The organism is Ancylobacter novellus DSM 506 (assembly GCF_000092925.1).
Lineage (GTDB): Bacteria > Pseudomonadota > Alphaproteobacteria > Rhizobiales > Xanthobacteraceae > Ancylobacter > Ancylobacter novellus.
In genome coordinates, this window is record NC_014217.1 from 2,250,427 (window position 1) to 2,274,773 (window position 24,347).

Annotated in this window: 24 protein-coding genes; 15 read left to right on the forward strand and 9 right to left on the reverse strand. The window is 68.4% G+C overall.

Annotation, left to right across the window (positions count from 1 at the left end; translation table 11 throughout):
• Positions 1-8: 8 nt before the first annotated feature.
• The 3 genes from SNOV_RS10735 (at position 9) to SNOV_RS10745 (ending at position 1,682) form a co-directional block, all read left to right on the forward strand.
• Complete coding sequence (locus SNOV_RS10735) at positions 9-242, forward strand: BolA family protein (RefSeq protein ID WP_013166951.1); 234 nt, start codon at positions 9-11, stop codon at positions 240-242.
• 60 nt (positions 243-302) lie between these two features.
• Positions 303-641, forward strand: coding sequence for a Grx4 family monothiol glutaredoxin (gene grxD, locus SNOV_RS10740; protein WP_013166952.1), 339 nt, complete (start codon positions 303-305; stop codon positions 639-641).
• Between the two features lie 189 nt (positions 642-830).
• Positions 831-1,682 (forward strand): hypothetical protein, encoded by an 852-nt coding sequence (locus SNOV_RS10745; RefSeq protein ID WP_144295978.1) that lies wholly within the window; start codon positions 831-833, stop codon positions 1,680-1,682.
• 48 nt (positions 1,683-1,730) lie between these two features.
• Here SNOV_RS10745 and rpsD read toward each other — a convergent pair whose 3' ends face one another.
• The 6 genes from rpsD to SNOV_RS10775 all read right to left on the reverse strand — a co-directional run bounded on the left by rpsD (position 1,731) and on the right by SNOV_RS10775 (position 6,910).
• Positions 1,731-2,348 (reverse strand): 30S ribosomal protein S4, encoded by a 618-nt coding sequence (gene rpsD, locus SNOV_RS10750; RefSeq protein WP_013166954.1) that lies wholly within the window; start codon positions 2,346-2,348, stop codon positions 1,731-1,733.
• A gap of 190 nt (positions 2,349-2,538) precedes the next feature.
• The gene (locus tag SNOV_RS10755; RefSeq protein ID WP_244412926.1) at positions 2,539-2,802 is read right to left on the reverse strand and encodes a hypothetical protein; all 264 of its coding nucleotides are present in this window, start codon (positions 2,800-2,802) and stop codon (positions 2,539-2,541) included.
• A 5-nt stretch (positions 2,803-2,807) separates the two neighbouring features.
• Positions 2,808-4,028 carry a lytic murein transglycosylase gene (locus tag SNOV_RS10760; protein ID WP_041783201.1) on the reverse strand — a complete coding sequence of 407 codons (1,221 nt, stop codon included), beginning with the start codon at positions 4,026-4,028 and terminating at the stop codon, positions 2,808-2,810.
• A gap of 97 nt (positions 4,029-4,125) precedes the next feature.
• Positions 4,126-4,968 carry a glutamate racemase gene (gene murI / locus SNOV_RS10765; RefSeq protein ID WP_013166957.1) on the reverse strand — a complete coding sequence of 281 codons (843 nt, stop codon included), beginning with the start codon at positions 4,966-4,968 and terminating at the stop codon, positions 4,126-4,128.
• Positions 4,969-5,114: 146 nt separating this feature from the next.
• A complete protein-coding gene (locus tag SNOV_RS10770; RefSeq protein WP_013166958.1) occupies positions 5,115-5,963 on the reverse strand; it encodes an RNA methyltransferase in 849 nt (282 codons plus the stop codon).
• A gap of 110 nt (positions 5,964-6,073) precedes the next feature.
• Complete coding sequence (locus SNOV_RS10775) at positions 6,074-6,910, reverse strand: hypothetical protein (RefSeq protein ID WP_013166959.1); 837 nt, start codon at positions 6,908-6,910, stop codon at positions 6,074-6,076.
• A 345-nt stretch (positions 6,911-7,255) separates the two neighbouring features.
• Here SNOV_RS10775 and SNOV_RS10780 point away from each other — a divergent pair, with 345 nt between their 5' ends.
• The gene (locus tag SNOV_RS10780; RefSeq protein WP_013166960.1) at positions 7,256-8,467 is read left to right on the forward strand and encodes an NADP-dependent isocitrate dehydrogenase; all 1,212 of its coding nucleotides are present in this window, start codon (positions 7,256-7,258) and stop codon (positions 8,465-8,467) included.
• A gap of 221 nt (positions 8,468-8,688) precedes the next feature.
• Here SNOV_RS10780 and SNOV_RS10785 read toward each other — a convergent pair whose 3' ends face one another.
• The 3 genes from SNOV_RS10785 to recA all read right to left on the reverse strand — a co-directional run bounded on the left by SNOV_RS10785 (position 8,689) and on the right by recA (position 13,944).
• Complete coding sequence (locus SNOV_RS10785; RefSeq protein WP_013166961.1) at positions 8,689-9,987, reverse strand: cyclic nucleotide-gated ion channel; 1,299 nt, start codon at positions 9,985-9,987, stop codon at positions 8,689-8,691.
• 30 nt (positions 9,988-10,017) lie between these two features.
• On the reverse strand, positions 10,018-12,669 hold the full coding sequence (gene alaS, locus SNOV_RS10790) for an alanine--tRNA ligase (protein ID WP_013166962.1): 2,652 nt from the start codon (positions 12,667-12,669) through the stop codon (positions 10,018-10,020).
• Positions 12,670-12,861: 192 nt separating this feature from the next.
• Positions 12,862-13,944, reverse strand: coding sequence for a recombinase RecA (recA, locus tag SNOV_RS10795; RefSeq protein WP_013166963.1), 1,083 nt, complete (start codon positions 13,942-13,944; stop codon positions 12,862-12,864).
• 336 nt (positions 13,945-14,280) lie between these two features.
• Here recA and SNOV_RS10800 point away from each other — a divergent pair, with 336 nt between their 5' ends.
• The 11 genes from SNOV_RS10800 to SNOV_RS10855 all read left to right on the forward strand — a co-directional run bounded on the left by SNOV_RS10800 (position 14,281) and on the right by SNOV_RS10855 (position 24,343).
• Positions 14,281-14,697 carry a VOC family protein gene (locus SNOV_RS10800; RefSeq protein ID WP_013166964.1) on the forward strand — a complete coding sequence of 139 codons (417 nt, stop codon included), beginning with the start codon at positions 14,281-14,283 and terminating at the stop codon, positions 14,695-14,697.
• A 12-nt stretch (positions 14,698-14,709) separates the two neighbouring features.
• A complete protein-coding gene (locus SNOV_RS10805; protein ID WP_013166965.1) occupies positions 14,710-15,795 on the forward strand; it encodes a glycoside hydrolase in 1,086 nt (361 codons plus the stop codon).
• Entirely contained in the window at positions 15,792-16,103 is a 312-nt protein-coding gene (locus SNOV_RS10810) for a ubiquitin family protein (RefSeq protein ID WP_013166966.1), read from the forward strand. Before SNOV_RS10805 ends, SNOV_RS10810 begins: the two co-directional genes overlap by 4 nt.
• Before the next feature lie 25 nt (positions 16,104-16,128).
• Positions 16,129-16,500 carry a YciI family protein gene (locus SNOV_RS10815; protein WP_013166967.1) on the forward strand — a complete coding sequence of 124 codons (372 nt, stop codon included), beginning with the start codon at positions 16,129-16,131 and terminating at the stop codon, positions 16,498-16,500.
• On the forward strand, positions 16,500-17,735 hold the full coding sequence (locus SNOV_RS10820; RefSeq protein ID WP_013166968.1) for an RNA polymerase sigma factor: 1,236 nt from the start codon (positions 16,500-16,502) through the stop codon (positions 17,733-17,735). Before SNOV_RS10815 ends, SNOV_RS10820 begins: the two co-directional genes overlap by 1 nt.
• A gap of 397 nt (positions 17,736-18,132) precedes the next feature.
• A complete protein-coding gene (locus tag SNOV_RS10825; protein WP_013166969.1) occupies positions 18,133-19,236 on the forward strand; it encodes an ABC transporter substrate-binding protein in 1,104 nt (367 codons plus the stop codon).
• Between the two features lie 113 nt (positions 19,237-19,349).
• Positions 19,350-20,225, forward strand: coding sequence for an ABC transporter permease (locus tag SNOV_RS10830; protein WP_041783207.1), 876 nt, complete (start codon positions 19,350-19,352; stop codon positions 20,223-20,225).
• Positions 20,222-21,013, forward strand: a complete 792-nt coding sequence (locus SNOV_RS10835; RefSeq protein ID WP_013166971.1) for an ABC transporter permease — start codon at positions 20,222-20,224, stop codon at positions 21,011-21,013. Before SNOV_RS10830 ends, SNOV_RS10835 begins: the two co-directional genes overlap by 4 nt.
• Before the next feature lie 28 nt (positions 21,014-21,041).
• Positions 21,042-22,115, forward strand: coding sequence for an ABC transporter ATP-binding protein (locus tag SNOV_RS10840; protein ID WP_013166972.1), 1,074 nt, complete (start codon positions 21,042-21,044; stop codon positions 22,113-22,115).
• 138 nt (positions 22,116-22,253) lie between these two features.
• Positions 22,254-22,703 carry a sugar dehydrogenase complex small subunit gene (locus SNOV_RS10850; protein WP_013166973.1) on the forward strand — a complete coding sequence of 150 codons (450 nt, stop codon included), beginning with the start codon at positions 22,254-22,256 and terminating at the stop codon, positions 22,701-22,703.
• 20 nt (positions 22,704-22,723) lie between these two features.
• Positions 22,724-24,343: a GMC family oxidoreductase gene (locus SNOV_RS10855; protein ID WP_013166974.1), complete on the forward strand. Its 1,620-nt coding sequence runs from the start codon at positions 22,724-22,726 to the stop codon at positions 24,341-24,343.
• Positions 24,344-24,347: the final 4 nt, after the last annotated feature.

Sequence of the window (24,347 nt, forward strand, 5' to 3'; positions counted from 1 at the left end):
CGGAACCGATGGCGATGGAAGCGGCCGAGATCGAGCGGCTGATCAGGGAGGGCCTGCCGGGCGCCTCCGTGGAGATCCGCGACCTTGCCGGCGACGGCAACCACTACGCCGCCACCGTCGTCTCGGAGAGCTTCCGCGGCAAGAGCCGGGTGCAGCAGCACCAGATGGTCTACGCGGCGCTGAAGGGCCAGATGGGCGGCATATTGCATGCCCTGGCGCTTCAGACCAATGTACCCGACTGAAAGCGGCGCCTCGCGCCGCATCTCCAACTCGCGAGCCCCGCAAGGGTGAAGGGCACTGCCATGAGCATCCACGATTTCATCGACGGCCAGGTGAAGAGCAACGACGTCGTCGTCTTCATGAAGGGCACGCCGCAGTTCCCCATGTGCGGCTTCTCCGGCCAGGTGGCGCACATCATGGGGCTGCTGGGCGTCGACTATAAGGGCATCAACGTGCTCGACTCCGACGAGATCCGCCAGGGGATCAAGGAGTACACCAACTGGCCGACCATCCCCCAGGTCTTCGTCAAGGGCGAGTTCGTCGGCGGCTGCGACATCGTGCGCGAGATGTACCAGTCCGGCGAGCTGCAGACGCTGCTGGAGGAGAAGGGCGTCGCCGTGATGGGCCGCGCCACGGCGTGAGGCTTTTTGCCTGACCGATAGGGCGTCCTCATCCTGAGGTGCTCGCGCAGCGAGCCTCGAAGGATGGTCGCCATAGCGCCCCCGGACGAGCATCCTTCGAGGCCCGGCCAAGTGCCGGGCACCTCAGGATGAGGTTGGACTTTCCATTCGGGCCGTACGCGACCCGAACCGATTGGCAGAGGAGACCGCGTGTCGCTTGAGCGACTTCTCATGCGCGGCTATTTCGCCCTCGTCGAGCCGGTGCAGTTCCGGCTCAAGAAGGCGGACCGGCTCCGGCGGGCCGGCATGGCCGGCATCGGCGGGCTGCCGGTCGCAACGCTCCGGCTCGGCGAACCGGATACCCCCCTCGACCGGCAGATGGTCGAAAATCACCGACACTTCATCTCGAAATTCATGCGCCACGCGGCGGATGGGCCTGCGCCGAGCCCGTGGCGCGGCACCGCCAGCGTCATCGACCTCGACCGCTTCACTGACGCCGACGCCTATATCCGCACCATCAAGAAGGCCACCAGCCGCGGCATCACCCGGGAGCTGAAGGGCGCGCGCGAGCTCGGCTATCGCTGCGGGACCTTCGACCGCCTCGCGCATGGCGACGACCTCTACGACATCGAGACCTCCAAGCTGTTCCGCACCGGCGGGCCGGTGCTGAAAGCCGTGGGAAGGCGGCTCGGTCTCGGCGATGCCGGTGTCGGGCACGATCCCTGGCTCGGCTCGCCCTCGCCGCTCTACTGGACGCAGGACTGGGGCGTGTTCATCCCCGACGCGGCGGCCGGGCGCGAGCGGCTGGTCGGCAGCGTGGTGCTGCGCCGCATCGGCAACAGCGCCCGCATGGTGGCGATCATGGCGCATGCCGAGCACCTGTCCGCCGGCGCACTCAAGCTGCTCTTCGTCGAGATCGTCTGCCGCCTGCTGGCGCGCGACGAGCCGGCGACGCAGGGCGTGCGCTACGTCATGGGCGGGGCCATGGAGCATGGAAAGCTCGGCCTGCTGGACTGGAAGCTGCGTCTTCAGTTCCAGCCGCATCTGATTGCCGAACAATAAAAAAGCCGCCCTCTTGGGCGGCTCTTTCGATGTCGGTGATCCGAAGGATCAGCGCGAGTAGTACTCGACCACGAGGTTCGGCTCCATCACCACCGGATAGGGCACCTCGTTGAGCTCCGGGATGCGGGCGAACTTCGCCGTCATCTTGGAGTGGTCGACCTCGAGATAATCGGGAACGTCGCGCTCGCCCGAGGCGACGGCTTCCAGCACCAGCACGAGCTGCTTGGAGGCTTCCTTGACCTCGATCACATCGCCGACCTTGACCTGGTAGGACGGGATGTTGACGCGGCGGCCGTTCACCTTGATGTGGCCGTGGCTCACGAACTGGCGGGCGGCGAACACGGTCGGGACGAACTTGGCGCGGTAGATGACCGCGTCGAGACGGCGCTCGAGCAGGCCGATCAGGTTGGCGCCGGTGTCGCCCTTGAGGCGCGAGGCCTCGACATAGACCGCGTAGAACTGCTTCTCGCCGATCGAGGCGTAGTAGCCCTTCAGCTTCTGCTTGGCGCGCAGCTGCACGCCGAAGTCGGAAAGCTTGCCCTTGCGGCGCTGGCCGTGCTGGCCGGGGCCGTATTCACGCTTGTTGATGGGGCTCTTCGGGCGGCCCCAGATGTTCTCGCCCATACGGCGGTCAAGCTTGTGCTTGGCCGAAACGCGCTTGCTCATGCGCTGGTCCTCTTCGCAAGGTTGCGGTTTGGATCGCGCCCCCTCCTCTGCTCCCTTGCGGGAGCCGACAGGACCCGGCCGAACGCGCCGGACAGGCCCACGGGTGCGTGAAACACCACGCGGGACCGTTGCCGGCCCCGCGAGTGGGCGGGTGGTAGGCGAAAAAGGCCGGAAGGTCAAGCCTTGGTGGTCAACCGATCAGTTTCAGCAGAGCCGTGAGCACCCCGACGGCGACAACCAGCATACCGCCGATCTTAATCGTCAGCCTTTGCTCCAGAAGAGCGAGATCGTCCTTGGTCGCCACGCGATCCTGAAATGCATCAGCCAGAGCATCGGCTTCCGCCTGCTCGGCGGTAAAATGCGCCTTCTCGCGCAGCGTGCGCGCCAGCTTCAAGGTGTCGAACGGAATGGCTCCCATCAGAGGAATATAGGTGGCGCCACCGCTTATTTCCACTCGATTTACCGCCCGCCCCTCAGCGCCGCCAGCACGTCCAGCCCGGCATAGCCGTCCGGCTCGACGCCCATGCGGCGCTGGAAATTCGCCACCGCGCGCATGGTCATGTTGCCGACGCGCCCGTCGGTGCCGCCGGTGTCGAGGCCGGCACGGGTGAGGCGGCGCTGCACCTCCTGGATCTCCACCAGCGTCAGCGGCCGCTCGCCGCCGGGGAAGGGCGTGACGAAGGGCGCGCCGCCCAGCACCCGGTCGCCGAGATGGCAGACGGCGAGCGCGTAGTTCATCGACGGGTTGTAGCTGCGCACGGCGTAGAAGTTCTGCGTCAGCAGGAAGCACGGGCCGTCGGTCCCGACCGGCGCCCATAGCCGCGTGCGCGCCTTGGGGACGTCGAAACGCCCTCCCCCGGCCGGCTTCACGCCGAGCTTCGCCCAGTCCTCCACCGTGCGCCACGACCTCGCATCAGCGTATTTCTCGGGGACGCCGGCCATCGCGACCTCGAAGCCCCAGGGCAGGCCGCGCTGGTAGCTGCCGCGCTTGATGAGGTAGCGCGCGCTGCCGGCGAGCGCGTCGGGCACGCTGTAGGGCGAGGGCTTGCCGTCGCCGTCATAGTCGACGCCGAGGTTCAGCCAGACCTCCGGCATCCATTGCGTATGGCCCATCGCCCCGGCCCAGGAGCCGAGCATCTCGTCGGGATTCGCCCAGCCGCGCTGGACCACGGCGAGGCCGTTGAGGAACTCGGTCTCCCAATATTTGCGCCGGCGCGGCTCGCCCCAGGCGAGCGCGGCGAGCGAGGGGAAGACCGGCTTCATATGGTCGGGGTCGGTCACCAGCTCTCCGAAGGCGCTCTCCATGCCCCACAGGCCCAGCAGCACGTCCGGCTCGACGCCGAAATCGTGTCGCAGGCGCTTCAGCAGGGCGGCGTTCTGCTGCGTCGCGGCGCGGCCGGTGTTCAGCCGCCATTCGGAGATGCGGCGGTTGAGGTACTGCCAGAGCTCCTCGCGGAACTCGGGCTGCGCGCGTTCCTTGGCATAGACCGAGGTGTCCGGCCGCAGATTGCCGGTCACGCGGTCATAGACGGCATCGGTGATGCCGCGGGCACGCGCACGGGCGCGGAACTGCACGACCCAGGCCTCGAAAGGCTGCTTGGCGCTCTGGGCAGCCGCGCCCTCGCCAGCGAGCGCCAGCGCGCCGGCGCCGATGAGGAACGCCCGCCTTGTCTGGTGCATCGCGCCGAATCGCCGGGTCCCGATCACATGTCCTCTCCTGCCGTTCGGGCATGCTGGGCAGGGATCGCGGCGCAGGCAAGGCGGAAAATGCGGGGGCTCAGGCCGGCGCGGTCATCGGCACGAGTTCGCCGGCGCGGGCGCGGCGGCCGACGATGCGCTCGATCAGCGCGGCGTCGAGCGGCTGGCCGGTCGAGAACAGGCGCAGCGGCGCCGGGCTGGCGGCGAAGGCGACCGGGCCGAGGAGCGAGCTCAACCGGCGGGCGATGGCGGGGGCCGGATCGACCCAGCGCACCGGCCACGGCGCCACCTTCTGCAGGCGGTCGAGCACCAGCGGATAGTGCGTGCAGGCCAGCACCACCGTATCGGTGCGGGATTTGCCCTCGCGCACGAAGGCGGGGGCGATCTCGGCGGCGAACTCCTCGTCCGCCACCTTTTCCCCGACCATCGCCGCCTCGGCGAGGCCGGCAAGGCGGGTGGAGCCGACCAGCGTCACCCGGCAGGCGCCGGCGAAGTCACGGATCAGCGCCTGGGTATAATCGCGCTTCACCGTGCCGGGGGTGGCAAGCACGCTCACCTGCTTGGTCAGCGAGCCCTCGCAGGCCGGCTTGATCGCCGGCACCGTGCCGACGAAGGGAATGGAGTAGCGCGCCCGGAGCGCCGGCAGCACCAGCGTCGAGGCGGTGTTGCAGGCGATCACCACCGCGTCCGGTGCCAGCCGGGCGACCAGCGCGTCCATGACGGCGAGCACGCGGGCGACGAGGTCGTCCTCGCTGCGCGCGCCATAGGGGAAGCCGGCATCATCGGCCGCATAGACGAAGCGCGCATCGGGGCGCGTGCGCGCCAGTTCGCGGAACACGGAGAGGCCGCCCAGCCCCGAATCGAAGACGAGGATGGTCGGTGCGCGGAGCGCGGCGGAAGGATGAATGGGCGGCGACGACACGGCGGACGGCCCGGTTGACGAAGCAAGGTGCGAGACGCCGTGCACGCCCGGAGTGCCGGAAACGGGAGAAGCCTCGATGCGCATCTGATGTCCTCCATCCCGGGCAGGATTGTGACGCATCGAGATGAACGGAAAGTTTCGCTTTCTCAGCCTTCGCCGTCGCCCGCGGCTTCATCCACAGGCTTCTCTTTCGGCTTCCCGCTCAGCCGGGCGGCGGTGCGCTCCTCGCGCGTGCGCCTGCCCTCCACCAGCGCAGCGACCATGCCGTGCAGCGTGGCGATGTCCTGCCGCGTCAGTCCCACGCGGTGGAAGATGTTGCGGATGTTGCGGATGGTGACCGGCTTCTTCTCCGGCGAGCGGAAGAACAGCGCCTCGTCGAGCTCCTTCTCGACATGGTCGAAGAAGGCGAGGAGGTCCGCCTTGTCGGCGATCGGATAGCGGTCCGGCTGCTGGAACGGCAGCGCCCCGCCGGAAGCGAGCTTGAACCACTCATAGGCGACGACCGCCACTGCCATGCCGAGGTTGAGCGAGGCGAAGGCGGGGTTCACCGGCAGAGTGAGGATCACGTCGGCGAGCGACACCTCCTCCGTATAGAGCCCGGTTCGCTCGCGCCCGAAGACGAGGCCGACATTCTCGCCGCCGGCGATGCGGGCGACAGCCTCAGTCGCCACCGCGTCGGCGCCGAGCACCGTCTTCTGCATGCCGCGCTCGCGCGCCGTGGCGGCGGCGACGAAATTGAGGTCGGCCAGCGCCGCGCGCAGGTCCGGGAAGACCTCGGCATTCTCGAGGATGCGGTCGGCACCGGAGGCGAAGGTCACCGCCTTCGGGTTCGGCCAGCCCTCGCGCGGATTGACGAGGCGCAGCCGCGACAGGCCGAAATTGCCCATGGCGCGCACCGCCGAGCCGATGTTCTCGCCGAGCTGCGGCTCGACGAGCACGACGACGGGGCCGCCCTCCAGCCAGGGGCGCGTCGAGTCGGTTCCGGCGCCGGGCATCAGGCGCGGCTCCCGGCGGCGGATCGGAACGAGAGAAAGGCGGCATGGGTGAACATGCCGCCGTCCTAAAGCAAGTCCGGGAAAAATTGAACGCCCTCTCGGGCGCGCCGCTATTTCTTCTCCGGCAGGCGGCTCTCTGTCACCACGCCGCCGGTCTTGCCGCGGATCAGCCCCCACACCACGCCGGGCTGGGCCGGATCGAAGGCGAAGCCCTGACCGCCGATCTCCACCGGGATGGTCTCCAGCCAGCGCATGGTCGAGCCCATCTCCGGCGGGGCGACGACATAGAGCTCGGGATTGTCGTGGCCGCTGATGTAGAGCCGGCCGTCCGGCCCGAAGGCGCCGCCAGAATTGCTCATGTCCTGGAACTTGGCCACCAGCGCGTCCGGGTAGACGAAGGCCTCGGCGACGCTCCAGTCCCGATTGAAGCGCACGATCTGCGTCGCATACTTGTTGCCATAGGCCAGCGGGCTCTTGTCGAACACGCGGTTGTAGTTGGCGAAGGCGCCCCACCAGCGGCCCTGCGGATCGCGGTCGAGCCAGGTGAAGGAGCCGCGCTCGATGCCGAAGCTGTGGGATTCGAGATGCTTCAGCGTCTCGGCGTCCCACACCTCGACCGAGCTCGTCATCGGCCAGTCCGGGTAGTTGGAATGGGCGGTGTAGAGCTTGCCGTCGCGCACGACGCCGCTGTCGAGATGCAGGATCGGCCCGCCCTTCGGGCCTTCCCAGCGCGCGACCGGCTGGCCGGTCGCCTTGTCGAGCTTGGCGATGGTGCGGTTGTCGATGGCGTAGAGATAGCGGTCGGTGACCGCGACGGCCTGCCGGGCATCGGGGATGTCGAAGCGAGCGATGGTCTCGGCGGCGGTGCGCTGCTCCTGCGCCTGCGCACCGAGCGCGACGGCGGCGAAGGCGAGAGGCAGCAGGAGGCGGACGGGCGAAAGCGGCATGGAGGGCTCCTGTCGGGCGGCGCACGGGGCGCCGGGATGCCGCGCCGATAGCAGCGCCGGATGAAGCACCTGCGACAGGGAACGCCGCCGCCCCGCCTCTCCTCCCGGGCACCGTTGCGGCAACCGGCACGGCCGCGGCCCACCGCCGCCGCCTCACCATAGGTATACAGAATGCCAGAAAGCCTTGGCGCACAAGCCTTCCCGCCATGTGGCTTTCCGGCGAAATTTGGCCCGCGCCGTGCTTCCCCTTACGGACGTGGCGCGCTATCACGCGCCGCATCCGGCGTCTGTGCGCGGACAGACGCCGCGACCCTCCCGACAACGTTTCCGTGCGAGGTGGACCTCATGGCGAAGATCAAGGTGGCGAATCCGGTCGTCGAGCTCGACGGCGACGAGATGACCCGAATCATCTGGCAGTACATCAAGGACAAGCTGATCCACCCGTATCTCGACCTTGAGCTGGAATATTACGACCTCGGCCTGCCGAACCGCGACGCCACCGGCGACCAGGTCACCATCGACGCGGCCGAGGCGATCAAGCGCGTCGGCGTCGGCGTGAAGTGCGCCACCATCACCCCCGATGTCGGCCGCATGACCGAGTACAACCTCAAGAAGATGTGGCGCTCGCCGAACGGCACCATCCGCAACATCCTCGGCGGCGTGATCTTCCGCGAGCCGATCATCTGCAAGAACGTGCCGCGCCTGGTGCCGGGCTGGACGCAGCCCATCATCGTCGGCCGCCACGCCTTCGGCGACCAGTACCGCGCCACCGACTTCCTCGTCCCCGGCAAGGGCACGCTGACCATCAAATTCACCGGCGACGACGGGCAGGTGATCGAGCACGAGGTCTACAAGTTCCCCGGCGCCGGCGTGGCGATGTCGATGTACAATGTCGACGAGTCCATCGCCGAGTTCGCCCGCGCCTCGCTGAACTACGGCCTGATGCGCAACTACCCGGTCTATCTGTCGACCAAGGACACCATCCTCAAGCAGTATGACGGGCGCTTCAAGCAGATCTTCCAGGAGATCTTCGACGCCGAGTTCAAGGCCGAGTTCGAGAAGCGCAAGATCTGGTACGAGCACCGCCTGATCGACGACATGGTGGCCTCGTCGCTGAAGTGGTCCGGCGGCTATGTCTGGGCGTGCAAGAACTATGACGGCGACGTGCAGTCCGACATCGTGGCGCAGGGCTTCGGCTCGCTCGGCCTGATGACCTCGGTGCTGATGACGCCGGACGGCAGGACCGTCGAGGCCGAAGCCGCCCACGGCACGGTGACGCGCCACTACCGCGAGCACCAGAAGGGCAAGGAGACCTCGACCAACTCCATCGCCTCGATCTTCGCCTGGACGCGCGGCCTCGCCCATCGCGCCAAGCTCGACGACAATGCCGACCTCGCGGCCTTCGCCTCCACGCTGGAGAAGGTCTGCGTCGACACGGTCGAGAGCGGCTACATGACCAAGGACCTGGCCCTGCTGGTCGGCGCCGACCAGAAGTGGCTCTCCACCACCGGCTTCCTCGACAAGGTGTCGGAGAACCTCAGCAAGGCGCTCGCCTGAAGCTGACTACCCGTAGTTCCACTTTCCTCATCCCCGGGCTTGACCCGGGGATCCAGCCTTTCCGCTGGCGCGCCCGGTAGAAGTCTGGGTGGCCGGGTCGAGCCTGGCCATGAGGGCGTGAGGGTGGCTATCGCCGAGCCGAGCTGAACTCGGATCCCCTCCGGGGGCGTGCGCGCCCCCGGAGCTGTCCTCGGTTGCGGCTACCCGGCCATCCCAAGACTTCAGCCCTCCGTCGGCTCGCTCCGACTTTCGGTCCGCTCGCTGTCGATCTCGTCCTGGGCGATGTCGGCGCGCCGCCGCAGGGCGTGCGGCCCCTCGTCGTCCTTGGCCATGGCCCGCACGCGCTCGCCGATCGCCGGATGGCGGCGGATCACGTCGGCAAGGGCCTCGGCGTCCAGCATCAGCAGCATGCAGCGCGTGCGCGCCCGTGCCGTCGCCGCGCGGCGGGTGGTGTGCAGCAGCGCCATCTCACCGAAGAACTGTCCCTCGCCCAGCACCACCATCTCGTCGGCGAATTCGAGCACCACCTCGCCGGAGGCGATGAAATACATCGAGGTGGCGATGTCGCCGCGGCGGGCGATGACCTCGCCCGGCTGCGCCGTGTGCGAGGAGAGCATGCGGTGGATCTCGCCGATGCCGGCGGCGTCGAGATCGGCGAACAGCGGCACGCGCGCCACCATGCCCCAGGTGATGACGAAATCGCGCCGCTTGATGACCTCGACGAAGGCGGTGGCGATGATGCCGACCGGCAGCGCGATCATCACGATGCCGGTGACCATGGTGACCCCGGCGATGACGCGCCCCGCCGCCGTGACCGGATAGACGTCGCCATAGCCGACCGTCGTCACCGTCGCCATCGCCCACCACATGGCCGCCGGTATGGAGCCGAGATGCTCGGGCTGGATGTTGCCCTCGGCGACATACATGGCCGAGGCGGCGATCAGCACCGCGGCGGCAAGCAGCCAGAAGCAGGCGACGAGCGACTGCCACTCGCGCTCCAGCACTTCCAGCAGCGACTGCATGCCGGGCGAATAGCGCACCAGCTTGACGAAACGCAGCAGGCGCAGGATGGCGAGCGTGCGCAGATTGACGCCGAACATCATCGAGATGACGAAGGGCAGCCAGGCGATGAGGTCGACGATCGCCACCGGGGTGAACATGTAGCGCCGGCGCGCGACGCGGTGCGGCAGGCCGCGATAGCGCGGATCCTCCGGCGACACCCAGACGCGCAGGGCATATTCCAGCGCGAAGACGATCAGCGAGAGATATTCGAAGGCGCGGAACGCCCAGTAGTCGCGCAGCAGCAGACTCGGCACCGTCTCCAGCACGGCGGCGATCACGTTCAGCACGATCAGCGCGATGAGCGCGACGTTGATCTTCTCGGCCAGCGGGTCACGCGCCGAGTCGCGCTCGAGCACCTCGTAGCAGCGCCGGCGCTGCCGGCGCCACCACGAGTCGGAAAACCAGCCGGAGAACAAGCCGCCGGGGAACCTGCCGTTGTTCTGCCTGCGGGCCGCCATGCCGGCCTCTCCCCAACCGGCGCCCGCGCCTCAGCCCGCGAGCGCGTTCTCGATCGCCGCGAGCGCCTCGGCGGCGCGGCCGCCATCGGGACCGCCGGCCTGCGCCATGTCCGGCCGCCCGCCGCCGCCCTTGCCGCCGAGCGCCTCCGCCCCGCGCCGCACCAGCGCGACCGCATCATATTTGCCGGTGAGGTCGTCGGTGACGCCGACCACGAGGCCCGCGCGGCCTTCCTCAGTCACGCCGACAATGGCGACGATCCCTGAGCCGATGCGCTTCTTGCCCTCGTCGGCGAGGCTCTTGAGGTCCTTGAGGTCGATGCCGGAGACCTGCCGCGCCAGCAGCTTGACCGCGCCGACCGTGCGCGCCGGCTCCTCGCTCGCCGCGCCGCCGCCCATGGCGAGCTTGCGCTTGGCGTCGCCGAGCTCGCGCTCCAGCTTGCGCCGCTCCTCGACGAGCTGGGCGATGCGCGCCTCGACCTCGCCCACGGGCGCCCGCAGCACGTCCGCTGCGCCCTGCAGCGCGCGGCTCTGCGCATTGAGATGGTGGCGGGCGGCGTCGCCCGTCATCGCCTCGATGCGGCGCACGCCGGCGCCGACCGCGCTCTCGCCGAGCACGCTGACGAGGCCGATATCGCCGGTACGGGCGACATGGGTGCCGCCGCACAGCTCGACCGAATAGGGCGCGCCATTGCCGGGATCGGTGCCCATGGAGACGACGCGCACCTCGTCGCCGTATTTCTCGCCGAACAGCGCCCGCGCGCCCGACTCGATGGCGTCGTCCACTGCCATCAGCCGGGTGACCACCGGCTCGTTGCGCAGCACGATGCGGTTGGCGATGTCCTCGACCGCCTTCAGCTCCGCCGCTTCGACGGGCTTGGGGTGGCTGAAGTCGAAGCGCAGCCGGTCGGGCGCGACCAGCGAGCCCTTCTGGGCGACGTGGTCGCCGAGCACGCGGCGCAGCGCTTCGTGCAGCAGATGCGTCGCCGAATGATTGGCGCGGATCGCCTGCCGGCGCTCGCCGTCGACGAACAGCGCCAGCGGCGCGCCGATGGTCAGCGTGCCCTCCTCGACCTCCACCTCATGGGCGAAGATGTCGCCGAGCTTCTTCTGCGTGCCGGTGACGCGCAGCTTCAACCCGCCCTCGCCGCTCATCGTGCCGGTGTCGCCGACCTGGCCGCCGGATTCGCCGTAGAACGGGGTCTGGTTGAGCACGACGAGGCCGCGCGCGCCGGCGGGCAGCGTCTCGACGCGCTTGCCCTCAGTGACCAGCGCGGTGACCGTGCCTTCCGCCGTCTCGGTGCCGTAGCCGAGGAACTCGGTCGGGCCGACCTCCTCGCGCACCGCGAACCACACCGTGTCGGTCGCCGCCTCGCCCGAGCCGGCCCAGGAGGCGCGGGCCTCGGCGCGCTGGCGCTCCATCGCGGCGTTGAAGCTGTCGACGTCGACATTGACGCCGCGGGCGCGCAGCGCGTCCTCGGTCAGGTCGAGCGGGAAGCCATAGGTGTCGTAGAGCTTGAACGCCGTCTCGCCGGAGAACTTGGCGCCGGCGCCGAGGCCCTCGCTCTCGGTCTCCAGGATGGAGAGGCCGCGCTCCAGCGTCTTGCGGAAGCGCGTCTCCTCGAGGCGCAGCGTCTCGGTGACCAGCGGCTCGGCGCGCACGATCTCGGGGAAGGCGCGGCCCATCTCGCGCACCAGGATCGGCACCAGGCGGTGCATCAGCGGGTCGCGGGCGCCGAGCAGCTGGGCGTGGCGCATGGCGCGGCGCATGATGCGGCGGAGCACGTAGCCGCGGCCCTCATTGGAGGGCAGCACGCCGTCGGCGACCAGGAAGGTCGAGGCACGCAGATGGTCGGCGATGACGCGGTGGCTCGCCTTCTGCGGGCCGTCCGCCGGCACGTCGGTCATCTCCTCGACTGCGCCGGTGAGCGCGCGCATCAGGTCGATCTCGTAATTGTCGTGCGTGCCCTGCAGCACGGCGGAGATGCGCTCGAGCCCCATGCCGGTGTCGATGGACGGGCGCGGCAGGTTCAGCCGCTCGCCGCCCGGCAGCTGCTCGAACTGCATGAAGACGAGATTCCAGATCTCGATGAAGCGGTCGCCATCGGCGTCCGGCGAGCCGGGCGGGCCGCCGGGGATGTGGTCGCCGTGGTCGTAGAAGATCTCCGAGCACGGGCCGCAGGGGCCGGTGTCGCCCATCTGCCAGAAATTGTCGGAGGTGGCGATGCGCACGATCTTGGAATCGGGCAGGCCGGCGATGCGCTTCCACAGCGAGAAGGCCTCGTCGTCCTCATGGTAGACGGTGACCATGAGCTTCTCGACCGGCAGCTCGAATTCGCGGGTGATCAGGTTCCAGGCGAATTCGATGGCATTCTCCTTGAAGTAGTCGCCGAAGGAGAAATTGCCGAGCATCTCGAAGAAGGTGTGGTGCCGGGCGGTGTAGCCGACATTGTCGAGGTCGTTGTGCTTGCCGCCGGCGCGCACGCATTTCTGTGAGGTGGCGGCACGCGAATAGGGACGCTTCTCGATGCCGGTGAAGACGTTCTTGAACTGCACCATGCCGGCATTGGTGAACATCAGCGTCGGGTCGTTGCGCGGCACAAGCGGCGATGAATCAACCACTTGGTGACCGTTCTTCGCAAAATAGTCGAGGAAGGTCGCACGTATTTCGTTGACGCCGCTCATAGAATCCGAATCCGCCGATGAAACATAATCGGCGCCGCCCGGCGCCGGCCCGCCGCGCGCGGTTCTGGCGCACGGCACGGGCGCAACGGTTCTAGCGACGCGCCAACACCTTGTCCAGAAACGGACACGGGAGGCACTGCGGCCTCCCGTGGTTCGAAACTCGGCCTGTCGTCCCGCGCTAGCGGGCGCGTCTCAACCCTCGGCGTCGCCGTCGTCATCCTCGCCCGCCTCGCCGGCGAGGATCTGCTCGGCGATCAGGCCGGCGTTCTGGCGGATGGTCGCCTCGATGCGGCCGGCGACGTCGGGATTCTGGCGCAGGAAGTTCTTGGCGTTCTCGCGGCCCTGGCCGAGGCGCTGGCTGTCATAGGAGAACCAGGCGCCCGACTTCTCCACCACCCCGGCCTTGATGCCGAGGTCGATGAGCTCACCCATCTTGGAGACGCCCTCGCCATACATGATGTCGAACTCGACCTGCTTGAAGGGCGGCGCCAGCTTGTTCTTCACCACCTTCACGCGGGTCTGGTTGCCCACCACCTCGTCGCGCTCCTTGATCGCGCCGATGCGGCGGATGTCGAGGCGCACCGAGGAATAGAACTTCAGCGCGTTGCCGCCGGTCGTGGTCTCCGGGCTGCCATACATCACGCCGATCTTCATGCGGATCTGGTTGATGAAGATCACCATGGTCTGGGAGCGGTTGATCGAGGCGGTCAGCTTGCGCAGCGCCTGGCTCATCAGCCGCGCCTGCATGCCGGGCTGGTTGTCGCCCATCTCGCCGTCGAGCTCGGCGCGCGGCGTCAGCGCGGCGACGGAATCGACCACCAGCACGTCCACCGCGCCGGAGCGCACCAGCGTGTCGGCGATCTCCAGCGCCTGCTCGCCGGCGTCGGGCTGGGAGATCAGGAGATTGTCGAGGTCGACGCCCAGCTTGCGGGCATAGATCGGGTCGAGCGCGTGCTCGGCGTCGATGAAGGCGCAGACGCCGCCCTTCTTCTGCGACTCGGCGATGGTGTGCAGGGCGAGCGTGGTCTTGCCCGAGGATTCCGGCCCGAAGATCTCGACGATGCGCCCGCGCGGCAGGCCGCCAATGCCGAGCGCGATGTCGAGCCCGAGCGAGCCGGTGGAGACCGTCTCGATCTCCATGATCTTGTCGTTCTTGCCCAGGCGCATGATCGAGCCCTTGCCGAAATGGCGCTCGATCTGCGAAAGCGCGGCGTCCAGCGCCTTGGCCTTGTCCATGGAAGATCCTTCAACGAGTCGCAGATTTGCTTGAGTCATCGCCGGGCTCCGGGCTGCACGCAAGGGGATGGATGAGGTTTGCGAGAAGTTGAGCGAGTTGTACCCGGTTTGTTCGATGTTCGCAATATGTTCTCAGACCGATTACCGCAGTTTCGGCTAACGCCAGTATAGTCCGATATCCGCCGGTCGGCAGGCGTGGCGGGTGCGAAGCTGGCCCCGGGGCCACGGCGCGGCTAGGCTGGCGGCAAACAACCCAAGAAAAATTTCTGTCGCGATGTCGGGCCAGCCTCGCCCCGTTCGTCCTCGTGGCGTCGGTGCCGGCTCGCTTGGCCGCGGCGCCGGGGCACGGGGAAACGGCCAAGGGAGGACAAGTCAATGAACGTGCAGGCTTATCTGATGTTCAACGGCCGCACCGAAGAGGCCATCGAGTTCTACAAGAAGGCGGTCGGCGCCGAGGTCACCATGCTGATGCGCTTCCGCGAGGCGCCGGACCAGCCGCCGCCGGGCATGGTCCCGGAAGGCTGGGACGACAAGATCATGCATTCGAGCTTCAAGGTCGGCGATGCCGAGCTGATGGCCTCGGATGGCTGCCAGTCCGACGCCGCCGGCTTCAGCGGCATCTCGCTGGCGCTCTCGGTCGCCTCCCCGGAGGAGGCGGAAGCGAAGTTCGCCGCGCTCGCCGAGGGCGGACAGGTCACCATGCCGCTGATGAAGACCTTCTTCTCGCCCAGCTTCGGCACGCTGACCGACCGTTTCGGCGTGTCCTGGATGATCGTCGTCTCCACCAACTGACGGGAGCGCGCCATGGCGAAGCAAGTCTTCATCCTCGTCGGCACCCGCAAGGGCGCCTTCATCCTCGAGAGCGACGCCTCGCGCCGCTCATGGGAGGTGCGCGGCCCGTTCTGCGAGACGTGGCCGACCAACCATGTCGTCGGCGATCCGCGGACCGGCACCATCTATGCCGGCGGCGGCAATGAATGGTTCGGCCCGGCGGTGTGGAAATCAACCGATTTCGGGACGACGTGGACCCATTCGAGCCAGGGCCTCGCCTATGAAGGCGGGGACGCGCCGGTGAAATCGGTGTGGAGCCTCGCCGCCGGCCCGGACGGCAGCCTCTATGCCGGCGTCGAGCCGGCCGGCCTGTTCCGCAGCACCGATGGCGGCGAGAGCTGGACCCATGTCGAGGGCCTGCGCGAGCACCCGACGCGGCCGGAATGGAATCCCGGCGGCGCGGGGCTGATCCTGCATTCGCTGGTGCTCGACCCGGCGGACCGGAACAAGATCTGGGTCGGCATCTCCGCCGCCGGTGTCTTCGCCACCGAGGATGGCGGGAAAAGCTGGGAGACCCGCAACCGCGGCACCCGCGCCGACTACATGCCCGAGGGCCAGAACTATCCCGAGTTCGGCCAGTGCGTGCATTGCCTCGTCATGGCGCCGGGCGGCGGGGCGCGGCTCTACCAGCAGAACCATTGCGGCATGTACCGCTCGGACGATGGCGGCCGGAAATGGGAGAGCATCGAAGAGGGCCTGCCCTCCTCCTTCGGCTTCCCGGCCGCAGCGCATCCGCGCGATCCGGACGGCCTCTATCTCATCCCGCTGAACGGCGACATCAAGGGCCGCTTCATGCCGGAGGGAAAGACGGCGGTCTGGCGCACGCGCGATGCCGGACAGAGCTGGCAGGCGAGGCGCGAGGGCTTGCCGCAGGACGGCGCCTATTTCAACGTGCTGCGCCAGGCGATGGCGACCGACACGATGGAGCCGGCCGGGGTCTATTTCGGCACCAATGCCGGCGGCCTCTATGCCAGCACCGACGAGGGCGACACATGGGACTGCGTCGCGCCCTACCTGCCGACCATCACCTCGGTCGAGACGCTGGTGATCGAGCGGTGACGACGATAGGCGAAAATGCGGTGCGGCAGCAGGCGGAAGAGGCGCCCGTCCTCGTGCGCCTGCCGCCGCATCTCGTGGTGCTGTTCCCCGGCGCCGAACGGCTCGTCGCCGTTCCCGCCCGCAGCGTCGCCGAGATGGTGGACGGGCTCGACGCGCTCTGGCCCGGCATGCGCGAGCGCATCTGCGACGAGACGCCGGCGATAAGGCGGCATATCAACGTCTTCGTCGACGGGCGCCGCGCCAGGCTCTCGACGCCGCTGGCGCCGGGCGCCGACGTCTTCGTCATCACCGCGATCAGCGGCGGCTGATCCTCAAGCACAGAGAAGGCCATCCATGTTCTACGCGCTGCTCTGCTACCACCAGGAAGACATCGTCTGCGCCTGGACCAAGGAGGAAGACGACGCGGTGATGCAGAAGCTCGCCGTCGTGCAGGAGCGGCTCGTCAAGGCAGGCAAGCTCGGCCCGGTGGCGCGGCTGCTGCCGACCACCGCCGCCACCACGCTGCGCAAGGACCAGGACCCGGCGCTGGTGCTCGACGGGCCCTTCGCCGAGACCAAGGAGCAGCTGCTCGGCTTCTACCTGCTCGACTGTGCCGACCTGGAGGAAGCGCTCGCCATCGCCCGCGAGCTCGGCGCCGCCAATCCGGGCGGCTCCTACGAGATCCGCCCGGTCGGGCTGTTCCACGATGGCGGGGCACGGCCGTGATGGACGAGGCGCGCTGGATCGGCACCACGCTGACCGCCGCGCGCCCGCAGGCGGTCGCCGCGCTGCTGCGCTATTTCCGCGACCTCGACCTCGCCGAGGAGGCGTTCCAGGAAGCCTGCCTGCGCGCGCTGAAGACCTGGCCGCAGAACGGCCCGCCGCGCGATGCCGCCGCCTGGCTGGTCTTCGTCGGCCGCAACGTCGCGCTCGACACGGTGCGTCGGCAGGCGAAGCAGACGGGCTTGCCGCCGGAGGAAGCCTTCTCCGACACCGAGGACACCGAGGCCGAGATCGCCGAGCGCATGGACGGCTCGCATTATCGCGACGACGTGCTGAGGCTGCTCTTCATCTGCTGCCATCCCGAGCTGCCGACGACGCAGCAGATCGCCCTCGCCCTGCGCATCGTCTCCGGCCTGTCGGTGAAGCAGATCGCCCGCGCCTTCCTCGTGGGCGAGGCGGCGATGGAGCAGCGCATCACCCGCGCCAAGGCGCGCATCGCCCGCGCGGACGTGCCCTTCGAGGCGCCCGGCGCGGTGGAGCGCTCCGAACGGCTCGGCGTCGTCGCGGCGATGGTCTATCTCGTCTTCAACGAGGGCTATTCCGCCGCCGGCGACACTTCCGCCGCGCGCGAGCCGCTGTGCGACGAGGCGATCCGCCTCGCCCGGCTGCTGCTGCGGCTGTTCCCGGCCGAGCCGGAGATCATGGGGCTGACGGCGCTCATGCTGCTGCAGCACGCGCGCACCGCCGCCCGCTTCGACGCCGACGGGGCGGTGGTGCTGCTCGACAGCCAGGACCGCGCGCTGTGGAACCGGCCGATGATCGCCGAGGGGCTCGCCTTGCTCGACAAGGCGATGCGCCACCGCCGGCCCGGTCCCTATCAGGTGCAGGCGGCGATCGCCGCGCTGCATGCGCGGGCTACAACGCCCGAGGAGACCGACTGGGCGCAGATCGACCTGCTCTACGGCACGCTGGAGATCATGCAGCCCTCGCCCGTGGTGACGCTGAACCGGGCGGTGGCGATCTCCAAGCTGCGCGGGCCGGAGGCGGCGCTCGCCATGGTCGAGCCGCTCGGCGACAAGCTGTCGGGCTATTTCCACTATCACGGCCTGCGCGGCGCACTGCTGATGCAGCTCGGCCGCAACAAGGAGGCGCGCGAGGGCTTCATGGCGGCCATCGGCCTCGCCACGACGCCGGCGGAAGCCGCCCATATCCGCACGCATCTGGACGCGCTCAAATAGGCGGCTAACTCCTCCCAGGACCCCGGGGCCTTGACGGCGCACGGAGCATCCGAACATCATCGGATCGGGTCGTTCCTCGACCGGCGCCGGGGTTCCCTCCGGGCGACGATCGAAGCGTCCCCACAAAAATATCGCTGGCTGTGCGCGGCGCATCGGCGACGCGTGCGGAAGAGGGGCAGGTTCACGCAAACCGCTTGGACGCGACGGCAGGTCTTCGTGGCAGATCGCCTTGCCGCGCGTCGCATGACTTATGTCGGTACGACGATAACGTTATGCCGGGGAAAGTGACACGGAACCTTCATCAGCGCATGCTTGAAGGCGTCAGCCCGCAACCACGGCACGGCACCAGCGCCGGCCCGTTCCGTTGCGGTGACCCACGTATCCTGGGGGATCAGCAATGAAGAATTCGTGGTTTAAGACCGCGTCGGCCGCCGCTCTCGTCCTGAGCGTGTCTGGCAATCTCGCCTTCGCAGAATCGCTGGACAAGCTGATCGCCGCTGCCAAGGAAGAGGGGCAGCTGACGACCATCGCGCTGCCGCACGACTGGTGCAATTACGGCGAGGTGCTCAGCACCTTCAAGGCCAAGTACGGCATCCAGATCAACGAGCTCAATCCCGACGCCGGCTCGGGCGACGAGATCGAGGCGATCAAGGCGAACAAGGGCAACAAGGGCCCGCAGGCGCCGGACGTGATCGACGTCGGCCTCTCCTTCGGCCCGACCGCCAAGAACGACAAGCTGCTGGCCCCCTACAAGGTCTCGACCTGGGACAGCATCCCCGCCGAAGCCAAGGACGCCGAGGGCTACTGGTACGGCGACTATTACGGCGTGCTCTCCTTCCAGGTGAACACCGACCTGATCAAGAACGTGCCGCAGGACTGGGCCGACCTGCTGAAGCCGGAATACGCCAATGCGGTGGCGCTGGCCGGTGACCCGCGCACCTCCAACCAGGCGATCCAGGCGGTCTACGCCGCCGGCCTCGCCTCCGGCGCCGCGCCGGGCGCCCCGGCCGGCAAGGCGGGCCTCGACTTCTTCAAGAAGCTCAACGCCGCCGGCAACTTCGTCCCGGTCATCGGCAAGGCCGCCTCCATCGCCCAGGGCTCGACCCCGATCCTCGTGCGCTGGGACTACAACGCCCTCGCCGACCGCGACAAGCTCGCCGGCAACCCGCCGACCGAGGTCGTGGTGCCGAAGAGCGGCGTCGTCGCCGGCGTCTACGTGCAGGGCATCAGCGCCTACGCCCCGCACCCGAACGCCGCCAAGCTGTGGATGGAGCACCTCTATTCCGACGAGGGCCAGCTGCTGTGGCTGAAGGGCTACTGCCACCCGATCCGCTTCAACGATCTCGCCGCCAAGGGCAAGATCCCGCAGGAGTTGCTGGCCAAGCTGCCGCCGGCGGAAGGCTACAAGGCCGCCGTGTTCCCGAGCCTCGACGAGCAGAACGCCTCCAAGGCGGTGATCGCCGCCGAGTGGGACAAGGTCGTCGGCGCCAACGTCAAGTGAGCTGAGCGCTCGCCCGATCCGGCCGCCGGCGTCTGCGCCGGCGGCCTCCCCTCCCCGCCGACACATTCGCGAGCCGAAGCACGCCCATGGTCGAGAATGTCAGTGCAGCCACCATGGACGACCACGCGGCGGCCGCCTCGCGCAAGCGCCTGCCGCTGTCCTGGCTCGGCGTCGTGCCGTTCTTCGCCTTCGCGCTGCTGTTCCTGATCTGGCCGACGCTCGACCTGATGATCGGCGCCTTCCAGACGCCGACCGGCGAGTTCACGCTCCAGAACATCGCCAACCTCAACCAGGACAGCATCATCTCGGCCTACAAGATCTCGATCCAGGTCTCGGTGGCCTCCGCCGTGCTCGGCGCGGTGTTCGGCTTCTTCCTCGCCCATGCCGCGGTGATGGGCAATCTGCCGAGCTGGATGCGGCCGACGCTGACGACCTTCTCGGGCGTCGCCTCCAATTTCGCCGGCGTGCCGCTGGCCTTCGCCTTCATCGCCACGCTCGGCCGCACCGGCCTGGTGACGACGCTGCTCTACAGCTTCTTCGGCATCAATCTCTATTCGACCGGCTTCAACATCCTCAGCTTCTGGGGCCTCACCATCACCTATCTGTACTTCCAGATCCCGCTGATGGTGCTGATCCTGATGCCGGCGCTGGACGGGCTGAAGAAGGAATGGCGCGAGGCAGCCTCCATCCTCGGCGCCACCAAGGTCCAGTTCTGGACCCATGTCGCCTTCCCGGTGCTGTGGCCGAGCCTGCTCGGCGCCACCATGCTGCTGTTCGCCAATGCCTTCGGCGCCATCGCCACCGCCTATGCGCTCACCGGCTCCTCGCTCAACATCGTGCCGATCCTGCTCTATGCGCAGATCCGCGGCGACGTGCTGCACGACCCCAATCTCGGCTACGCGCTGGCGCTCGGCATGATCGTCATCACCGCCCTGTCCAACATCACCTATATCTGGCTGCGCGCCCGCAGCGACCGGTGGCTGCGATGAAGAGCGAACGCTTCGGCCCCTGGCTGGCGATGGTGCTGGGCACGCTCTATTTCGTCGTGCCGCTGATCGCCACCTTCGAGTTCTCGCTGCGCAAGCGGCGCGGCGTCTATTCCTTCGACGCCTATGCTTCGGTGTTCAGCGACAGCCGCTTCATCGAGAGCTTCGGCTATTCGACCTTCATCGCGCTGCTGACCATCGTGGTCGGCGTGCTGCTGGTTGTGCCGACCGCCTATGTGATCCGCCTGCGCATGCCGCGCATCCGGCCGGTGGTCGAGTTCATCACTTTGCTGCCGCTGGTCATCCCGGCCATCGTCATCGTGTTCGGCTATCTGCGGCTCTACAATTCCTCGTCCTTCCTGCCGCTGACCGGCACCGCCCGCTCCACGGACCTCTTGCTGGTCTTCGCCTATGTCGTGCTCGCCATGCCCTACATGTACCGGGCGGTGGACACCGGGCTGCGGGCGATCGACGTGAAGACGCTGACCGAGGCGGCCGAGAGCCTGGGGGCGAGCTGGTGGACGATCCTGTTCAAGGTGATCCTGCCGAATGTGCGCGTCGCCGTGCTCTCCGGCGCCTTCCTCACCTTCGCGATCGTCATCGGCGAGTTCACCATAGCGAGCCTGCTCAACCGGCCGGCCTTCGGCCCCTATCTGCAGCTCGTCGGCGCCAACAGTGCCTATGAGCCCTCCGCACTCGCGGTGATCGCCTTCGTGGTCACCTGGGCGTGCATGGGCCTGATCCAGCTTTTCGGCAGCGGCATACGCGGCTCGTCCGCGGCGCCCCGCTGACTCAACCGGACCATTCGAGGGAACTGAGATGGCATTTCTGGACATTTCCGCGGTTCGGAAAGTCTATGGCCAGAACGTCGTGGTGCAGGACTTCAACCTCGCCGTCGAGCGGGGCGAGTTCGTCTCCTTCCTCGGCCCGTCCGGCTGCGGCAAGACCACGACGCTGCGCATGGTGGCCGGCTTCGAGCAGCCCACCGCCGGCACCATCCGCATCGGCGGCAAGGACGTGACCTACCTGCCGCCCAACCAGCGCAACATCGGCATGGTGTTCCAGGCCTATGCGCTGTTCCCCAACATGACGGTGGCCGACAATATCGGCTTCGGCCTCAAGGTGGCGAAGAAGCCCGCCGCCGAGATCGGCCCGCGGGTCAAGGAGATGCTGGAGCTGATCAAGCTGCCGCACCTCGCCGACCGCTACCCCTACCAGCTCTCCGGCGGCCAGCAGCAGCGCGTGGCGCTCGCCCGCGCCATCGCCAACAAGCCGCAGGTGCTCCTCCTCGACGAGCCGCTCTCCGCGCTCGACGCCAAGATCCGCGTCTCGCTGCGCGAGGAGATCCGCGCGCTGCAGAAGGCGCTCGGCATCACCACCATCTTCGTCACCCACGACCAGGAAGAAGCCCTGTCGATGTCCGACCGCATCGTGGTGATGAGCGAGGGACGGATGGAGCAGGTCGGCAATCCGTTCGACATCTACAACTATCCGAAGACCCGCTTCGTCGCCGGATTCGTCGGCACGCTGAACACGCTGAAGGCCCGCGTGCTCGACCCGGGCGCCGGCAAGCTCAGCATCGACGGGCAGGAAGCCGTCACCAGCCGGCCGCTGAACGGCAGCCCCGCCGATTCCATCCGCACCGTCGCGCTGCGGCCCGAGGCGGTGGCGCTCGGCGAGCGGGTGAACGGCGGCAACGGCCTCTCCGGCACCATCGAGGAAGTCGGCTTCCTCGGTTCGGTGGTGCGCATCAAGGTGCGGCTCGGCGAGAACGCGATCTCGCTCGACACCTTCAACTCATCCAGCGTCACCCCGCCCAAGCGCGGCGACACGGTCTCCATCGCCTTCACCCGCGACGACCTGCTGGTGCTGGAAGACAACGACGCGCACTGAGGGCAGACGCCCGATTTCCCTCAGGATAATGGGCATGTCGCAGCGCGGGCAGAGCGCCGGCGGCAGGGGAAATCGCCGCTGACCGATTGCCCGGCGCACCGTCTTGACGTTCAATCGTTCTAAAGACGGATGCCGCACATGCCCCTTCCCTCACCGCTGCCCCTCTCCCGCCGCGACGCCCTTCTGGGCGCCCTCGCCGCGGCCATCGCGAGCACCGGAACCGCCGGGCTTGCCCGCCTCGCCGCGGCCGAGGACACGCTCGGCGTCGATGGCTTCCTCGCGCTGTCGGCGACGCTGACCGGAAAACCCGCCGCCTCGCTCGACAGGGATGTGGCGGCGACGCTGCTCGGCGGCTTCGTCGCCACCGGCCAGGGCGATGCGCTCAAGCGCCTCGCCGCCGATCCCGCCTCGGACAAGGCGCTCGGCGATGCCATCGTCGCCGCCTGGTATTCGGGCGTCTATTCGACCGGCAAGGGCGAGGCCGTCGCCACCTTCAACGACGCCCTGCTGTGGCAGGCGCTGAGCTTCACCAAGCCGCCCGGCAATTGCGGCGGCGAGACCGGCTACTGGTCGCAGCCCCCCGCCTGACGGTCCGCAGGAGTTCCCCGATGGCCGACACCATCACCGCCGATGTCGTCATCGTCGGCTCCGGCATCGCCGGCGCGCTGCTGGCGGCCAAGCTCGCCGCCGCCGGCGTGAAGGTGGCGATCCTCGAAGCGGGCGCCGCGGTCGATCGTACCCAGGCGGTGGAGACCTATTGGAATGCCCTGATCAAGGTGCCGGAATGTCCCTATCCGGCGGTGCCGGAGGCGATGCACCCGGTCTCCGACGACCCGGATTTCTGGTACCGCCAGACCGGCCCGGACAAGTTCCGCAGCACCTATGTGAAGGTGGTCGGCGGCACCACCTGGCACTGGCTCGGCACCTGCCTGCGCTTCGTGCCCAACGACTTCCGGCTGAAGAGCCTCTACGGCCACGGCGCCGACTGGCCGCTCGCCTATGACGAACTCGAGCCGTTCTACGGCCAGGCGGAGAACGAGATCGGCGTCGCCGGCGATTCCGACGAGCCGCTCGGCTCGCCGCGCTCGGCCCCCTTCCCGATGCCGGCGATCCCGCCGACCTATCTCGACGGCGCCTTCACGGAGGCGCTGAAGGGCACGCGCTACGACGTCCGCCCCACGCCGCAGGGGCGCAACTCGGTGTTCCACGACGAGCGGGCGGCCTGCTGCGGCAATGCCAGCTGCATCCCGGTCTGCCCGGTGCAGGCGAAATACGACGCCACCGTGCATGTCGACCGTGCCGTCGCCGCCGGCGCGGCGCTCTATGAGAAGACCACGGCGGTCGCGCTGGACCTCGCCCCCGACCGCTCCATCGCCGCCGTGCGCTTCAAGCGCTGGGACGGCAGCGAGGGCACGGCGAGGGCCAAGGTCTTCGTCGTCGCCGCCCACGCCGTCGAGGGGCCGCGCCTGCTGCTCGCCTCGCGCAGCGAGGCGGCGCCGAACGGCGTCGCCAACAGCTCGGATCAGGTTGGGCGCAACCTGATGGATCACCCGATCCAGCTCTCATGGGCGTTGGCGCCGAAGCCCGTCTATCCCTATCGCGGCCCGCTCTCGACCTCCGGCATCGAGAATCTGCGCGACGGCACCTTCCGGCGCGAGCGCGGCGCCTTCCGCATCGAGATCGGCAATGACGGCTGGTCCTGGCCGACCGGCGCGCCCATCACCACCGCCGCCGAGTTCGCCAAAAAGGGCCTGCGCGGCGAGGCGCTCGACGCGGCGCTGCGCGACCAGGCCTCGCGCCATATCCGCCTCGCCTCGCTGGTCGAGCAGCTTCCCGATCCCGAAAACCGCGTCACGCTCGATCCGGACGAGCGCGACATGTACGGCGTGCCGCTGCCGCGCATCGCCTTCCGGCTGGACGACTATGTGGAGACCGCCTTCGCCGCCTCGGTCGAAGCGCATGACGACATCTTCGCGCGGCTCGGCGCCAGCGAGGTGCAGCACAGCCCGCAGGCGCAGGGCGCCGGCCATATCATCGGCACGGCGCGGATGGGTGACGATCCGAAGACCTCGGTCGTCAACCGCGATTTGCGCAGCCACGACCATCGCAACCTGTTCGTGCTCGGCTCGGCGGTGTTCCCGACCTCGGCGACCGCCAACCCGACGCTCACCATCGCCGCGCTGAGCCTGCGGGCGGTGGCGGCGGTGAAGGCGGCGCTCGCCGGCTGACTAG

Bases quoted from the DNA above. Each gene is read 5' to 3' on its own strand.
- SNOV_RS10735 (WP_013166951.1), top strand. From the start codon at position 9: ATGGCGATGGAAGCGGCCGAGATCGAGCGGCTGATCAGGGAGGGCCTG.
- grxD (WP_013166952.1), top strand. From the start codon at position 303: ATGAGCATCCACGATTTCATCGACGGCCAGGTGAAGAGCAACGACGTC.
- rpsD (WP_013166954.1), bottom strand. From the start codon at position 2,348: ATGAGCAAGCGCGTTTCGGCCAAGCACAAGCTTGACCGCCGTATGGGC.
- SNOV_RS10760 (WP_041783201.1), bottom strand. From the start codon at position 4,028: ATGCACCAGACAAGGCGGGCGTTCCTCATCGGCGCCGGCGCGCTGGCG.
- SNOV_RS10770 (WP_013166958.1), bottom strand. From the start codon at position 5,963: ATGCCCGGCGCCGGAACCGACTCGACGCGCCCCTGGCTGGAGGGCGGC.
- SNOV_RS10775 (WP_013166959.1), bottom strand. From the start codon at position 6,910: ATGCCGCTTTCGCCCGTCCGCCTCCTGCTGCCTCTCGCCTTCGCCGCC.
- SNOV_RS10780 (WP_013166960.1), top strand. From the start codon at position 7,256: ATGGCGAAGATCAAGGTGGCGAATCCGGTCGTCGAGCTCGACGGCGAC.
- SNOV_RS10785 (WP_013166961.1), bottom strand. From the start codon at position 9,987: ATGGCGGCCCGCAGGCAGAACAACGGCAGGTTCCCCGGCGGCTTGTTC.
- alaS (WP_013166962.1), bottom strand. From the start codon at position 12,669: ATGAGCGGCGTCAACGAAATACGTGCGACCTTCCTCGACTATTTTGCG.
- recA (WP_013166963.1), bottom strand. From the start codon at position 13,944: ATGACTCAAGCAAATCTGCGACTCGTTGAAGGATCTTCCATGGACAAG.
- SNOV_RS10800 (WP_013166964.1), top strand. From the start codon at position 14,281: ATGAACGTGCAGGCTTATCTGATGTTCAACGGCCGCACCGAAGAGGCC.
- SNOV_RS10805 (WP_013166965.1), top strand. From the start codon at position 14,710: ATGGCGAAGCAAGTCTTCATCCTCGTCGGCACCCGCAAGGGCGCCTTC.
- SNOV_RS10815 (WP_013166967.1), top strand. From the start codon at position 16,129: ATGTTCTACGCGCTGCTCTGCTACCACCAGGAAGACATCGTCTGCGCC.
- SNOV_RS10820 (WP_013166968.1), top strand. From the start codon at position 16,500: ATGGACGAGGCGCGCTGGATCGGCACCACGCTGACCGCCGCGCGCCCG.
- SNOV_RS10825 (WP_013166969.1), top strand. From the start codon at position 18,133: ATGAAGAATTCGTGGTTTAAGACCGCGTCGGCCGCCGCTCTCGTCCTG.
- SNOV_RS10830 (WP_041783207.1), top strand. From the start codon at position 19,350: ATGGACGACCACGCGGCGGCCGCCTCGCGCAAGCGCCTGCCGCTGTCC.
- SNOV_RS10835 (WP_013166971.1), top strand. From the start codon at position 20,222: ATGAAGAGCGAACGCTTCGGCCCCTGGCTGGCGATGGTGCTGGGCACG.
- SNOV_RS10840 (WP_013166972.1), top strand. From the start codon at position 21,042: ATGGCATTTCTGGACATTTCCGCGGTTCGGAAAGTCTATGGCCAGAAC.
- SNOV_RS10850 (WP_013166973.1), top strand. From the start codon at position 22,254: ATGCCCCTTCCCTCACCGCTGCCCCTCTCCCGCCGCGACGCCCTTCTG.
- SNOV_RS10855 (WP_013166974.1), top strand. From the start codon at position 22,724: ATGGCCGACACCATCACCGCCGATGTCGTCATCGTCGGCTCCGGCATC.